Raw genomic sequence first — 13,489 nt, forward strand, 5'->3', positions numbered from 1 at the left:
TTGCCGAGTACCTCGGAGCAACCCAATGCAAAGGAAACCGTTTCATGGCCAAGAAGAGTGAACGTGACGACGCCGTACAGGACGTCATCAACGAGATAGAAAAGGCGATGGGTCGCGGCGCAATCATGCGCATGGACGCAGATGCGCAGGTGGCCGTATCCGTCATACCCAGCGGCTCCATCGCCATCGACGACGCCTTGGGCGTGGGGGGCTATCCCCGCGGGCGCATCGTGGAGATCTTCGGGCCGGAGGCGAGCGGCAAGACCACGCTCACGCTGCACGCCATCGCCCAGGTGCAGCGCCTCGGCGGCGTGGCGGCGTTCATCGACGCCGAGCACGCCTTCGATCTGCGCTACGCCAAGGCCATCGGCGTGGACCCCGGCCAGCTGCTCATGTCGCAGCCGGACTGCGGCGAGCAGGCGCTGGAAATCGTGGACTACCTGGCCTGCTCCGGCGCCATCGACCTGATCGTGGTGGACTCCGTGGCGGCGTTGGTGCCCCGCGCCGAGATCGAGGGCGACATGGGCGACCCGCACATGGGCTTGCAAGCGCGGCTGATGAGCCAGGCGATGCGAAAGCTCAACGTCTCGGTCTCTCGCTCCAACACCACGCTGATCTTCATCAACCAGCTGCGCCAGAAGATCGGCGTGGTGTTCGGCAATCCGGAGACCACGACGGGTGGCAAGGCGCTGTCCTTCTACGCCAGCGTGCGGATGGACGTGCGGCGCACCGGCAAGGTGCAGTCGGGCGACGCCGTGGTGGGCAACCGCACGCGGGTACGGGTGGTGAAGAACAAGGTGGCGCCGCCGTTCGCCGAGGCGGAGTTCGACGTGCGCTGGGGCCACGGCATCGACGCCGCGGGGGACCTGCTCGACACGGCGATCCGCCTGGGCATCGTGGAGAAGAGCGGCTCGCACCTCAGCGTGGACGGCAAGAGCCTGGGGCAAGGCCGGGAGAAGGTGCGCGAGATGCTGCTCGCCACGCCGGAGCTCCTCGGCTCCCTCGAGACCGCGACGACCCAGCGCCTGGCAAGCACCGCCGGGCGCATCACGGAGAAGGGAGGTGCTGCCGCCGCGGCTGCCGCAGCGTGAGCGAATTTCTGTTGGTCCGGCGCGGCGACACACCTCGCGTGGACGCCCCTTTCGTCGCCGCGCCGGGCCGGCACCCGTTCTGGTGCCAAAGCACGTAGCAGCTCAACCCCCTCGACGATACTGTGAAACCGTGAAGAACATCACAGTTACACTGCCAGATGATCTGTATCGGCGCGCCCGAATCAAGGCCGCCGAGCTGGACACCTCTGTCAGCGCCGTCGTCCGCGAGTTTCTGACTCGCTTCGCGCAGGAGGAGTCGGACTTCGAGCGACGCAAGCGGCTGCAGTCGGAGGTGATCGCGTCACTGAAGACCTTCCGCGCGGGGGATCGCGTCAGCCGCGACCAGGTGCACCGGCGCTGATGGAGTTCGTGGACACCAATGTCTTGCTCTACGCCGTGAGCAGGGATCCGTCCGAAAACAGCAAAGCGGAGCGCGCACGAGCGCTACTCGATCGGGACGATCTTTGCCTCTCGGTGCAGGTGCTGCAGGAGTTCTACGTCCAAGCAACGCGTGTAGGTCGGTCGGACGCCCTCACGCACGAGCAAGCTGTACTGCTGATCGAGTCGTTTCTACGTTTCCCCGCGCAGGAGCTCACTCTGGCCGTCATGAAGGCTGCGTTGGCGAGCAAAGAGCGCTTTCAAATCTCGTACTGCGATGCGGCCATCATAGAAGCGGCACGGGCACTGGGCTGCAGCGTACTGCACACCGAGGACCTGAACGACGGTCAGGACTACGGTGGTGTGACGGCGAAGACCCCGTTCGTGTAGACAGCACCACCCTCGCGTCACTGGGGCATTGAACGCGCAAGGACCGAGGCTCGCGCGAACGCTACGCGGCGAGGGTGCGGGTTGCCGACAGCCCGTTGATGAGGCTCGCGCCGCCGCCGTTGCACTCCATCTGCGCGGGCGAGCCGCCCAGCCCGGCAACGCCGCCGGAGCCCGAGGCCCCGGCGCATCGCCAGTGAACTGAAGCATGGCGAACTGATCGGGCTCCAGCCCGACGTGCGAAGGCCAATCCCGAGGTTTTGCGGCGGACCAACAAGAGAAGCCGAAATCCCGGTGACAAGGCGGCAGTTTCGCCGGCTGTGCCTGCGTAATTGCCGGCGGAGGACCGTGGAGGTTGCGGTTACCCTGAGAGGACCATGACGGATCCCCTGGTTCGCTACGAGAAGCAAGACGCGGTGTCCACCATCACCCTGGACGACGGCAAGGTGAACGCGCTGTCACCGGCGATGTTCGGCGCGCTGAACGCCGCGCTGGATCGCGCCGAGAGCGACGGCAGCGTCGTGCTGATCACCGGCCGGGCGGGGCGCTTCTCCGGCGGCTTCGATCTGGGCGTGTTCCGCCGGGGGCGGGAGGCGTCGGTGGAGATGCTGCTCGCGGGAGCGCGGACGGCGCGACGCCTGCTCGCGTTTCCGGCCCCCGTGGTGATCGCGTCCAGCGGCCACGCCATCGCCATGGCGGCGTTCTTGCTCACCACGGCGGATCTTCGCATTGGCGTGAGCGAAGCCGGCACGCGGATCTGCGCCAACGAAGTCGAGATCGGCCTGACGGTGCCGCACTTCGCCGTCGAGCTGTGCCGCCAGCGGCTGACCCCCAGCGCGTTCCAGCGTGCGCTGGACCTCGCGCACGTCTTTCCTCCCGACGAGGCCGTGCGTGCGGGGTTCCTCGACGAGGTCGTGCCCGCGGCCGATCTCTCGCGCGTGGCGCAGGAGCGTGCGCTCGCGCTGGCGAAGCTCATGCGCGACGCGCACACCGCCACCAAGAGTCGGGTGCGCGCCCAGGCTTTGGCAGCGCTCGATGCCGCCATCGAAAGCGACCTCGAAGACTGGAATCAGCGCCTCTAGCCTCGCTTAATCTGCGCACTGGACTACGCTTTCACCCCATGAAGCTCGTCCTTGCGGTCGCGGTGGCACTCCTCCTTGGTGGCTGTGGCGACAGCGACAGCGGCACCACGGCGCCGAAGAAGCTCGTTCCGGTGGAAGGCACCAGCGTCGTGTTCGACGTTGACGCCGATCTCTCGTCTTCGGCGAGCTTCTATGATCTCCCGTATCCCTCGGATCTGCGTCTCACGGAAGCCGGGACCCCGAACGTGAGCGCGATGCCGCAAGCCGCCGACTCCGTGGCGGCGACGTTGACCGCAGCGGCGGAGGCGCGCCCGGGGTTCCCTGCCACGCCGGCGGCGTACTTCCGATTCGACGGCGCGCTGCCGGAGCTGGACGCCGAGACGGCGATCGCCGCCGACGCGGCCTCACCGGTGCTCCTCGTCGACGTGGATCCCGACTCGCCGGACCGCGGCAAGCTGTATCCGACGGCGGCCCACGTCCACGCGAAGGATGGTTTCAATCCCGAAAACCTCCTGGCCGTTGGCGCCTATCCCGGCATCGTGCTGCCGACGGATCGCACCTACGCCATCGTCGTTATGCGATCCTTGAAAGACGCGGCGGGCGAGCCGTTGGGAGTTCCGCTGAGCATGGTGGAGCTCAAGGCGGGGAGGACGCCCGCCGGCAGTCACGGCGCCGACCTCGCCAAGCTGTATCTGCCACTGTGGGAAACCCTCGAAACGCTGCAGTTGGATCGCGAAGAGGTCGCTGCCGCCACCGTCTTCACGGTGGGCGACGTCGTTGCGGAGACTCTGTCCCTGTCCGACAAAGTGCTCGCAGCGTACGACGCGAAGATCGAAGGCCTGGCGCTGGATCCCGACGATGGCGCCACGCAGCCGCGCTTCTGCGAGCTGCACGGCAGCATGACCGTGCCGCAGTTCCAGCAAGGCACGCCCCCCTTCGATACCGAGGGCCTGATGGTGCTCGGCAGCGACGGCACTCCCGAGCGCCTGCGCGACGAAGTCTCGCCCGTCGCCATCACCATTCCAAAGGGACCCATGCCGGCGGGCGGCTACCCCCTCGCGGTCTACATCCACGGCTCCGGCGGCCTGTCCACGCAGCTGGTGGATCGCGGCAAGATCACCGTCACCGGCGGGCCGCCCACCAAGGGTGAAGGCCCCGCCTTCGTGCTCGAGCCCCACGGCTACGCCATGGCCGGCTCCGCCATGCCCCTCAACCCCGAGCGTCTGCCCGGCGCGAGCGACTTCGCCTACATCAACCTGATGAACCTGGGGCCGTTCGCGTCCACGTTCCGTCAAGGCGTGTTCGAGCAGCGCCTCTTCATCCGTGCCCTCAGCACGCTCCAGATCGATCCCGCGATCCTCGCTGGATGCACCGGCCCCACGCTGCCCAGCGGCGAGACCAGCTACCACTTCAACACCGATCGCTTGCTGCTGATGGGCCAATCGATGGGCGGGCAGTACACCAACCTGGTGGCGCCCGTGGAGCCGCTGGTGAAGGCCGTGATCCCCACGGGCGCTGGCGGCATGTGGAGCGAATTCATGGTGGAGAGCCCGCTCTTCAACGGCGTGAAGTACCTGGCGGCCAATCTGCTCGAGGTCGATCCCGAGAATCTGACCTACCTGCACCCGGCCCTGCACCTGCTGTTCACCGCTTGGGAGCCGGGAGACGCCGACGTGGCCGTGTCGCGCATCGGTCTTCGACCGCTTCCAGGTCACCCCGTACGCCCGATCTACGAGCCCGCCGGCAAGGGCGACGAGTTCTGGACCACGTCCATCTACAACGCCATGGCCATGGCCTACGGCACCGAGCAAGCCGGGGACGTGGTGTGGGCCGACATGCAAGACGCGCTCGCCCTGGTCGGCCGCGACGGCATCCAGAGCTACCCCGCCAAGAACAACGTCACCTCCGCAGACGGCACGCCCTTCACCGCCATCGTCGTGCAGTACGAAGGCGACGGCATCGAAGACCCGCACTACATCTTCCAGCAGCGGGACGAGGTGAAGTACCAGTACGGCTGCTTCGCCGAGACGTTCCTGAAGACGGGCGTAGCCGTGGTGCCCGCGCCTGCCGCCCTCGGCACTCCCTGCCCTCAATAGGGCAGCATCCTGTTGGTCCGCCGCGGAACCTCACGTTCCGCCGCCGCGGCAGTGTCACCCGAGCGCGTTCAACACTTCAGCCCCCACCACGATGTTCTCGCCGGGGCGACGCGTGGTTTCGGGAACGAAGAGCATGCGGACGATCTCATCGTAGCTCTTGGACAGCTGCGGTGGTTGGCGTCGGTCGAGCTCGCTCGCTGCAGCGCGCAGCTCCGAGCGCGACATGGGCTCGCGGTGCCACTTGACCTCACCCAACAGTAGCCGCTTGCCATCGCGCGACTCGCTCACGACGTCCCACTCCGGGTCGTTCTTGCTCCACCAGCGCGAGGCGGGCCCCCAGTCCCCGAGCCGAGGAACAGCCGAACGGCAGAGATCTTCCCAAGCCGTAGAGACGAGGGCAGGCCAGTATCTCTCGAGCAGCAGCTTGCGGGTCGCCTTGGTTCCCGCGGCGAGCGCCGCGCGATGCGGGGCCACGATGCGGAACCACATTCGAATGAACGGATCGACGATCTTGTACAGGGAGCGCTTGCTCTTGCGCTCGCTGTCGCCAAACGGGATCTCTTTTGCTACCAGCCCCAGGCCCAGCAATCGATCCAGCGGTCTCGGGAGGGAAGTGGCCGGACGCCCCAGCCGGCCCGCAATTTCCGATACCCGGTGAGCGCCTGCGCCGATGGCGTCCAACACGGGCCGCAGCTCGATCGCAGGTGGCAGTTCCTCGAGCAGCAGGCGATCGGGTTCCCGATGGAGTGCGCCGACGGGATCGAGCACCAGCGCTTCCAGCTGATCCACGACGGAGCCCTGCATTTCACTCGCGAGCTCCCAGTAACGGGGCACTCCTCCCCATGCCGCGAAGGTGTCGATCACGTCACTGGCCCTGCGGACGCGAAACACCTCGGGTATGGAACCCGCAGGTAGCGGACCGAGCGGTAGGATTTCCTTGGCTCGGCCGAAGAGCGGCGCGCTCGCTGAAAGGACCAAACCTTGCATCATTCGCTGGCTCGAACCCGCCAGCGCGACGACGAGTTGGGCTTCCTTGGCTTCGTGATCCACCCAGCGTTGCAGCACGCTCGGGAGCTCGGGGGAGGCAGCGACGAGGTAGGGAAGCTCGTCGAACACGATCGGCCCGCGCCACTTGGCGGCTCGCGCCTCGCGCGCGAGCCGACTCAGGAGCACGGTCCAGTCGGGGTACTCGACCTCTCCGAACCCTTCGAGGCGCTGCCCGATTGCGGACGCGAAGTAGCGGCGCTGGATGTCCGGCGTCGACTGGTCGGCGACCGTGTACACGCCTTCATGCTGGCGGGCCCACTCCACCAAGAGGCGCGTCTTGCCAATGCGGCGCCTGCCATAGACTACGGAGAGGGCGCTCGTTCTGCCCTGAAGCAAGCGATTCAGCCGTCCCAGCTCGGACTCACGGTCCACCCACAACATTATGCAGACAAGCATAATGCTGAAGCGCATAATGTAAATCGAGAAGGCGGTGGGGTCGGGTTCGGAGGCGGAAAGGCACGCCTGCGCGGTCGAGTCTCGCTCCGCACAGGAGGCATCGAGCCCGGCCGCGTGTTGCGGTGCGGTGGGAGATCCAAGGCGAGGTGCTCCACAGCGTCACCCTACAGCGTGCGTTCCGCAGCACCACGACGCGGGTTGCTCGCGCGCAGCGACGCTGCCGCGCGAGGCGGGAAGAAGTGGCCCTGACGGAGCGACAAGACCCGACGCGGCCGGAACCGTGGTGCTACACTGTCGTTCATGGCGGCCTTCATGAAGCGCTACGGCGCCTTGTTCGCGGTCGCTGCGGTTGCCTGCGGTCAAGTTGGAGCCGACGGGGGCGGTAGCGGCGGCGGCGGTACCAGCGCGAACGGGGGGCACGCCGGTGCCAGCGTCGCAGGGGGCGCCGCGGGCACCGGCGGCCTCGGTGGCGCTGCGGGCACGGGCGGGCTGCCGGCAGCGGGGGGCGTTGCCGGTGCGGGAGCCGGTGGTGGATGCAATGTTGCGTCACCGCAGCCGATCGAGAATCCGACTCCCGAGCAGATTGCGCGCGCCCAGCTGATCCACGACTTCTGTGCGTCCGTAGTCCAGCAATGCCCGGCGCTGCAAGACGGAGGACCCACGCCCTGGGTCCACGCCTCCGGAGTCTGTACCGCGGCGGAGCTCGTTGTGGGCTGCGAGGAGGACATGCTCGAGAACTACCTCGGCCTCTACGCGAGCTGCGACGCCGAGTGGAAGTCTGCCGTCGCCTGCGGCACGACGGCGACGTACGACACCCTCAGCGAGTGCCAATCGGTCAATCCCGGCAGCCTCTCGAGCAGCCCGGACGAGCCCTGCAAGTCGGAGAAGCTCGCGTTGAAGGCCTGCGCGAACGGGAACGATCCGTGGACGTCGGTCACCGGCAGCCAGGCCACCTGCAGCTACGGGCCCGGGGTCCTGGCTCCGTGCGAGATTTCCTGCCCGGTGGGAGCGAACACATTCAGCCTTTCGTGCACAGCCAAGCCGGGGCTGCCGATGCAATGCGGCTGTGCGGTGAATGGCAGCCCAATCCAGGACTGGTTTCCCTCGGCAAACATCTATGCTGCCGACTGCGCTGACGCGGCGTCCCTGGCTGCCAATGGCGTGTGCACGAATCGACTCAATTGCTGCTTCGAGTACAACGACGGCCAGAAGGACGTCTGCACGTGCGGCTCCGACCCTTCGCTGCTCGGCTACCCGAGCTGCCAAGCGGCTGCCGACTTCGCCGGGGGAAAGGTCGTGGACATCTGTCCGAAGTACGCGCCGAACACGGGCGGCTGCTGGCCCCCCGGCGCGTGCGGGTAGTTTTCGATTCGCCAAACGGCGACGAGCCGCGTGGGATCCGCGGCGGACCGACAATCAACCCGAAATCCAACGCCAAATTGCCAGTCCCGTGGGGCCTCGGGCGGGTTTGCGTGGGAGTGGAATGACCGCGGAATCTCGCCCAATTGTCTGGCTTTGGAAGGGCAACCCCTCTACGGTGCGCGCGTGAAAAAGAACAAGGGCGACGACGACGCCAAGGTCGAGCGGGAAGAAGACGAAGAAGAGTCCGAGGAGGAATCCGAAAAGGAGGAGACCAAGGGCGAATCGGACGACGACGAGTCGGACGATGACGACGATGACGACGACGACGACGACGACGCCAAGGACGAGTCGGACGACGATGACGACGACGACGACGCCAAGGGCGAGTCGGACGACGACGATGACGACGACGAAGAAGAAGAGGAGAAGGTCGCTGCCAAGAGCAAGCGACCGGAGCCCAAGCGCGCGCCCGTGAAGCGGCGCAGCGCGGAGGCTCGCGTCGTTGCCGAAGGCTCGAATCGATCGCCGACGACGAACTTCGTGCTCATCGGTGTGCTGGCGCTAGCGGCGGGCATTGGTGGCGGCTGGTTCCTGCGGGATGCAAAGGCGAAGGGACGTGCGCCGTTCAAGGCGCCGGCAGCCGCGGGCAGCGGTTTGAGCGCCCAGTGCAAGTCGTGGCAGGACAAGATCTGCGCCGAGGCCGGCGAGACGACTGCAGGCTGCAACCAGGCCAAGTCGGCCGCGGAGCTGCTGCCGGTTGCAGCATGTGGCGCGGCGCTGGAAGACGTGCCCGGCACCATCACGCGCATCAAGAAGGCGCGCGAGGTGTGCACCACGCTGGTCGACAAGCTGTGCAAGGACATCGGGCCGGACACCAACACCTGCGGTCTGGTCAAGCGCAAGACCGAGAGCATGACGCCGGAAAACTGCCGCTCCATGATGGACAACTACGACGCCGTCGTGGGGCAGCTGCGCATGATCGAGCAGCAAGGTGCGCTGATGGGCGGCATGGGCCACGGCGGTCCGCGGCCGGGTGCTGGTGGTCCTGGCGGTCCTGGCGGTCCTGGTGGTCCTGGTGGTCCCGGTGGCGGCATGCGACCGATCCGGTTGCCGCCAGGGTCGATCAAGACCGCAATGCCTCCGGGGCATCCGGCACCCGCCGGCTCCACGCCCTGAGGTTCACCACTTCTCGCCGAAGGGGCGTGCCTCCACCTCGAAGGACCACGCCGAGCGATCTTGCCGCGTGAGCTGGAACGCCGTCTCTGCGACGGCGTCCGGCTTCACGAAGAAGTCGCTCGGTTTGTCGGGCATGCGTTTTCGTGTGCGGGGCAGATCCACCACGCCGTCGATGATGATCAGGGCGACGTGAATGCCCGCGGGCCCTAGGTGCTTCGCCATGGACTCGGCGAGGGAGCGCTGTGCGGCCTTGGCGGGAGCGAAGGCCGCGGTTCCGGCAGCTCCGCGGCGGGAGGCCGTGGCGCCGATGAGCACGATGTTGCCCTTGCCGGCCGCTTTCATGGGACCGACCACCTGCTGCGCTGAGGTGAGCGTTCCCAGCGCGTTCACGCGCCAGTTGTTCTCGAATTCCTGAGGCGTGATGTCCTCCACGCTGCCCCAGGCACCGGAGCCGGCGTTGTAGAGCAGCGTCTCCACGGTGCCGAGCGTGCGCACTTCTTCGAAGGCCCGCTCCACGGAGGCGGGATCGCCCGCGTCACAGGCGATGGCCCGGGCGTCCCCCAGCTCCGCCGCGAGCTTGGACGAGAGATCCGTGCTGCGCGACAGAAGCGCGAGCTGGTAGCCCGCCTTGGAAAACCGGCGCGCGAGGGCTTCGCCGTTGCCGGGGCCGATACCCACCACCACTGCCAGGGGCTTGCTCACGCTGCGTCTCCTTCCTTCTTTTCGATCTTGCCGTCCGCGTGCTTGGCGAAGCGCACGCCGTCCGTGCCGTGGACGGGATCGTCGCTCGGCCAAGGCCAACCGCCGAAGCCCGTGCGCCGGTAGTCCTGCATCGCCTGTTGGATCTCCTGGCGGCTGTTCATCACGAAGGGGCCGTGCTGCACCACGGGCTCCGCGATGGGGCGCCCCTGCAGGAGCAGGAGCTCGCACTCGCCATCTCCCGCTTCCAGGGTGATGGGCGCGTCCGCACGCACCAGGGCAGCGAGGTGTTCGTCGAGCTTCCGCTCGCCGATGCGGAGGGAGGGGCCGGCGAAGAAATACAGCGTGCGGAGCGTGTCTTCGTGACCTGCCGGCGGCAGCGTCCAGCTTGCGCCGGCGTCCATGCGAATGGTCCAGATGGCCACGTCCGTGTCCTTGCGCGCGGCCCACGAGCGCGGGGGCGGGCTCGGTGCGCGCCGGCCGTCGAGCTCTCCCGCCACCACGGTGATCTCCGTCTTGCCGTCCGTGGACATCACGTGCGGGATCTCGTCACCCCACAGCATCGCGAAGTGCGGCTCCACCAGCTTGTCTTCCGCCGGCAGGTTCAGCCAGATCTGAAACAGCTCCACCGGGTTCGGCCCGCTCTTGTCGAGCAGCGGGAACATCTCCGAGTGCACGATGCCGCCGCCTGCCGTGAGCCATTGCACGTCTCCCCGGCCGAAGCGCGCCGCCGCGCCCAGCGAGTCCGAGTGATCGATGAGCCCGCGCCGGACGATGGTCACGGTCTCGAAGCCGCGATGCGGGTGCTGCGGAAAGCCGGGCACCACGTGTCCGTGGTACATGCGGAAACCGTCACGCACCTCGAAGTCCATCCCGAGCTGCCGCCCCGCGAGCGACACCGCGGGACCGAGCTTGTCGTTACCCGCCGGGTAGGCGTCGTCGTGATGCACGCAGAACAGGAACGGATCCACCGTTCCCCAGGGAAAGCCGAGGGGTACGGTCTGCAGTACCGCGTTCGTCGTCATGGCCCGGAGCATAAGGCCGCTTTCGCGAAAGCGTCAGCCGTAACGCAGCGCGTTGCCCCCGGCTCCACCCCCGTTCTAGGTTCGTGCATTCTAAGCCAAAAACACGACAGCTATCAACGTGGCGCGCCACCGCGCACCCTCGCTGCATGGAATCAGTCGTTGCCGTTCGCGATCTCGAGCTGTTCGTAACGGAGCGTGGCGAGGGCGATGCCCTCGTGCTGCTCCACGGAATGACGGGGTCCCACGCCGACTGGGAGCTGGTGTTCGATCTCGACGAGCTCGCCAGGAGCTACCGCGTGCTGGCGCTGGATGCTCGCGGGCACGGCCGCTCGACGAACCCGAGCGGCAGGTTCAGTCATCGCGAGGGCGCCCGCGACTTGCTCGCGCTGCTCGATACCCTGGGCGTCGAGCGCTACTACGGCATCGGCCTCAGCCTCGGCGCCAACACCTTGCTGCACGCGGCGATTGCCGCCCCGGAGCGCGCCGCCGGTTTGGTGTTGGTGGCCGCCACCACGCACTTTCCCGAGCAGGCCCGCGCCATCATGCGCTCGGTGAACCCCGACGCCATGTCGGAGAGCGAGTGGCAGACGATGCGTGCGCGCCACCCGCGAGGCGACGCTCAGATCCGCGCCCTGTGGCAGCACGCCCGCGACTTCGCCGACAGCACCGACGACATGAACCTGAGCGCGGCAGATCTCGCCGAGGTCATCGCGCCGACGCTGGTCGTCAACGGCGACCGCGATCCGCTCTACCCCGTCGAAATCTCCGTGAGTCTGTTTCGCGGTCTTCCGCGGGCGTCGCTGTTCGTGATTCCCGGCGGCGGGCACGGCCCCATCTTCGAGGAGTTTCGCGAAGCGTTTGCCCGCGCCGCCCTCGCATTCCTACGGACCGCGTAGGCCCTTTACATTTTTGTGTCGGTGCGCCGCGGTAACGGCGTTTCCGCGCCGGCCCGACAAGGAAATCGTCAAGTCCCGTCCCAACAGCAGCGGAAGCCCCGTTCATTGCTCTTGTTCATGCGCGGGGCGAGCTCTGCGGAGGTGCACTTGGCGGATGGCGAGGACTTGTCCCAATCGAGATAGCCTCCGCCGCGCTGGGCGCACTGATCCGAAGTGTCACAGTCGTCTTCCCACTCCCGGACGTTCCCACTCATGTCGAACAGGTTCGGGTATCCACCCTGGCAGAACGCTTGGCCACCCGTTGGTAGGGTCGCCGAAGCGTTGTAGTCTAGGTCGTTGCACTTGGAGCCGAAGTCGTAGGCGTTGCCATACGGATACAGCTTGGTGCCCCCCGCGGAGCAGGCGTTGTACCACTGGCTGACGCTGGCGTTGGAAGCGTTCGCTGGGGTCACACTTCCACCCCCGATCTTGCCGCACAGGCGCTTGCCTGCTGCCTTGCAGTAGGCGTAGGCGTCGCACCAATCCACGCACAGCACGGGATGTCCGGCCTTGTTCACCGGGTTGTACTCGGAGCAATTCGGCACGAAGCTGCTGTTGGTACCGCAACCAGCGGGCTGTCCCGAGGTGCTTGGACTGCTACCCAGCCAGGCGGAGTACTGTTGCTGAGTTACCTCGGTGGAATCAATGCAGTAGAAGCCCCCGCCGGCGAGCTCGACCTTCACGAGCGCCGGGCCGTCCACTCCGGTCGTCGGACACGCGCCAGCGACGCCGCCGGTTCCGCCCGTTCCCGCGGTTCCGCCCGTTCCCGCGGTTCCGCCCGTTCCCGCGGTTCCGCCCGTTCCCGCGGTTCCGCCCGTTCCCGCAGTGCCGCCAGCGCCTGCCGTGCCCGCGGTTCCGCCCGTAGCTCCCGTTCCGGCGCTGCCGCCCGTGCCGGCAGTTCCCGCGCTGCCGCCGGTCGCACCTGATCCTGCGGCGCCACCCGTGTTCCCGACACCGCCGCTGCCGCTCTCACCCCCCGTCGCCCCTACACCCCCCGCAGATGCGTCTGTGTCGCCCCCAGAGCCGGCAGCGCCGTCGGCCGCCAGCTCGTAGCCATCGAAGGACACCACGCACGCCGCAAAACCGAACGCGGCGACCGAAGCCGCCGCGAGTCGGAGCACCACAGCACCGCGTTTCAGGGCCATTCAGGTTTCCGGTCTATCAGAATCTCCCCGAGGGCCCTAGCCACGAGCGCTACTTCTTCTTGCCGTGGTGGTCGTCTTTCTCGTGCTTCTCGTGCTTCTCGTGCTTGTCCTTCTTCTTGGGCGGGTTGTCCGCGTAGGTCTTGGCCTTCGCGATCTCGCTCTGCGCCTTCTTGAGGAACAGGATGGCCTTCAGGCGATGACCGCCGAAGGGAGGCTTGACGCCGGGGTTCTCCGCCGCTTGGAGCAGGGCGATGGCCTTGGTCACGTTCTGGTCGGCCGCATCCAGGCGAGCGTCGGCCGCGTAGGCCACGCCCGCGTAGAACGACCCCGCGAGACCCAATCCCGCCAAACCAGTGATCAGCAAACGGCGCCGGATACCTTGCATGTCGATGAACCTCCTAGGGCGCCAGCACGCGGCGCGACGACCGATGATACTGCCCGATCTCTCCTTCGCCTTCCCTGCCGCCGCGAAGTTTGGTGGGTTCGTGTCGGTGCAGGTATGAACGGGGACGTGGATGTGCGCGTGACGCACGTCGGTGCATGAGGGTGGGTGTATGAAAGCGGCGCACGCAGGCGCACTTAAAGGTGTTTAAGTATGGAAAGCTCGGGGATCTGGGCGCGTATCACTTTTCCGTAAGAATTCACGAACCCCGAGCGTTAGCCGTACGTC

The 13,489-nt window shown here is 67.1% G+C and carries 13 protein-coding genes; 8 read left to right on the forward strand and 5 right to left on the reverse strand.

Annotated elements, in window-relative coordinates; all coding sequences use genetic code 11:
- The first annotated feature begins 44 nt into the window (after nucleotides 1-44).
- The 5 genes from recA to H6717_01685 all read left to right on the forward strand — a co-directional run bounded on the left by recA (nucleotide 45) and on the right by H6717_01685 (nucleotide 5,034).
- Entirely contained in the window at nucleotides 45-1,091 is a 1,047-nt protein-coding gene (gene recA / locus H6717_01665; protein ID MCB9575719.1) for a recombinase RecA, read from the forward strand.
- Between the two features lie 130 nt (nucleotides 1,092-1,221).
- Nucleotides 1,222-1,452 (forward strand): hypothetical protein, encoded by a 231-nt coding sequence (locus H6717_01670; protein ID MCB9575720.1) that lies wholly within the window; start codon nucleotides 1,222-1,224, stop codon nucleotides 1,450-1,452.
- The gene (locus H6717_01675) at nucleotides 1,449-1,859 is read left to right on the forward strand and encodes a PIN domain-containing protein (GenBank protein ID MCB9575721.1); all 411 of its coding nucleotides are present in this window, start codon (nucleotides 1,449-1,451) and stop codon (nucleotides 1,857-1,859) included. Before H6717_01670 ends, H6717_01675 begins: the two co-directional genes overlap by 4 nt.
- Nucleotides 1,860-2,233: 374 nt before the next feature.
- Nucleotides 2,234-2,938 carry a crotonase/enoyl-CoA hydratase family protein gene (locus H6717_01680; protein ID MCB9575722.1) on the forward strand — a complete coding sequence of 235 codons (705 nt, stop codon included), beginning with the start codon at nucleotides 2,234-2,236 and terminating at the stop codon, nucleotides 2,936-2,938.
- A gap of 38 nt (nucleotides 2,939-2,976) precedes the next feature.
- Complete coding sequence (locus H6717_01685; protein ID MCB9575723.1) at nucleotides 2,977-5,034, forward strand: hypothetical protein; 2,058 nt, start codon at nucleotides 2,977-2,979, stop codon at nucleotides 5,032-5,034.
- A 54-nt stretch (nucleotides 5,035-5,088) separates the two neighbouring features.
- Here the strand turns inward: H6717_01685 and H6717_01690 are convergent, their stop codons facing one another.
- On the reverse strand, nucleotides 5,089-6,453 hold the full coding sequence (locus H6717_01690) for an ATP-binding protein (protein MCB9575724.1): 1,365 nt from the start codon (nucleotides 6,451-6,453) through the stop codon (nucleotides 5,089-5,091).
- Between the two features lie 324 nt (nucleotides 6,454-6,777).
- On the opposite strand from H6717_01690, the gene H6717_01695 reads away from it, so the two are divergent.
- Nucleotides 6,778-7,839, forward strand: coding sequence for a hypothetical protein (locus H6717_01695; protein ID MCB9575725.1), 1,062 nt, complete (start codon nucleotides 6,778-6,780; stop codon nucleotides 7,837-7,839).
- 183 nt (nucleotides 7,840-8,022) lie between these two features.
- Nucleotides 8,023-9,015, forward strand: a complete 993-nt coding sequence (locus tag H6717_01700; protein MCB9575726.1) for a hypothetical protein — start codon at nucleotides 8,023-8,025, stop codon at nucleotides 9,013-9,015.
- 3 nt (nucleotides 9,016-9,018) lie between these two features.
- On the opposite strand, the gene H6717_01705 is transcribed toward H6717_01700, so the two are convergent.
- Entirely contained in the window at nucleotides 9,019-9,717 is a 699-nt protein-coding gene (locus H6717_01705; GenBank protein ID MCB9575727.1) for an SDR family NAD(P)-dependent oxidoreductase, read from the reverse strand.
- Nucleotides 9,714-10,739 carry a pirin family protein gene (locus H6717_01710; protein MCB9575728.1) on the reverse strand — a complete coding sequence of 342 codons (1,026 nt, stop codon included), beginning with the start codon at nucleotides 10,737-10,739 and terminating at the stop codon, nucleotides 9,714-9,716. The genes H6717_01705 and H6717_01710 overlap by 4 nt, the downstream gene beginning before the upstream one ends.
- 146 nt (nucleotides 10,740-10,885) lie before the next feature.
- On the opposite strand from H6717_01710, the gene H6717_01715 reads away from it, so the two are divergent.
- Nucleotides 10,886-11,635, forward strand: a complete 750-nt coding sequence (locus H6717_01715) for an alpha/beta fold hydrolase (GenBank protein ID MCB9575729.1) — start codon at nucleotides 10,886-10,888, stop codon at nucleotides 11,633-11,635.
- Nucleotides 11,636-11,703: 68 nt separating this feature from the next.
- Here the strand turns inward: H6717_01715 and H6717_01720 are convergent, their stop codons facing one another.
- Nucleotides 11,704-12,819, reverse strand: a complete 1,116-nt coding sequence (locus tag H6717_01720; GenBank protein ID MCB9575730.1) for an SUMF1/EgtB/PvdO family nonheme iron enzyme — start codon at nucleotides 12,817-12,819, stop codon at nucleotides 11,704-11,706.
- Nucleotides 12,820-12,868: 49 nt separating this feature from the next.
- Nucleotides 12,869-13,204: a hypothetical protein gene (locus H6717_01725; GenBank protein ID MCB9575731.1), complete on the reverse strand. Its 336-nt coding sequence runs from the start codon at nucleotides 13,202-13,204 to the stop codon at nucleotides 12,869-12,871.
- Nucleotides 13,205-13,489: the final 285 nt, after the last annotated feature.

It is taken from the genome of Polyangiaceae bacterium (assembly GCA_020633235.1).
Lineage (GTDB): Bacteria > Myxococcota_A > Polyangia > Polyangiales > Polyangiaceae > JACKEA01.

Bases quoted from the DNA above. Each gene is read 5' to 3' on its own strand.
- H6717_01685 (MCB9575723.1), top strand. From the start codon at position 2,977: ATGAAGCTCGTCCTTGCGGTCGCGGTGGCACTCCTCCTTGGTGGCTGT.
- H6717_01680 (MCB9575722.1), top strand. From the start codon at position 2,234: ATGACGGATCCCCTGGTTCGCTACGAGAAGCAAGACGCGGTGTCCACC.
- H6717_01720 (MCB9575730.1), bottom strand. From the start codon at position 12,819: ATGGCCCTGAAACGCGGTGCTGTGGTGCTCCGACTCGCGGCGGCTTCG.
- recA (MCB9575719.1), top strand. From the start codon at position 45: ATGGCCAAGAAGAGTGAACGTGACGACGCCGTACAGGACGTCATCAAC.
- H6717_01715 (MCB9575729.1), top strand. From the start codon at position 10,886: ATGGAATCAGTCGTTGCCGTTCGCGATCTCGAGCTGTTCGTAACGGAG.
- H6717_01695 (MCB9575725.1), top strand. From the start codon at position 6,778: ATGGCGGCCTTCATGAAGCGCTACGGCGCCTTGTTCGCGGTCGCTGCG.
- H6717_01725 (MCB9575731.1), bottom strand. From the start codon at position 13,204: ATGCAAGGTATCCGGCGCCGTTTGCTGATCACTGGTTTGGCGGGATTG.
- H6717_01710 (MCB9575728.1), bottom strand. From the start codon at position 10,739: ATGACGACGAACGCGGTACTGCAGACCGTACCCCTCGGCTTTCCCTGG.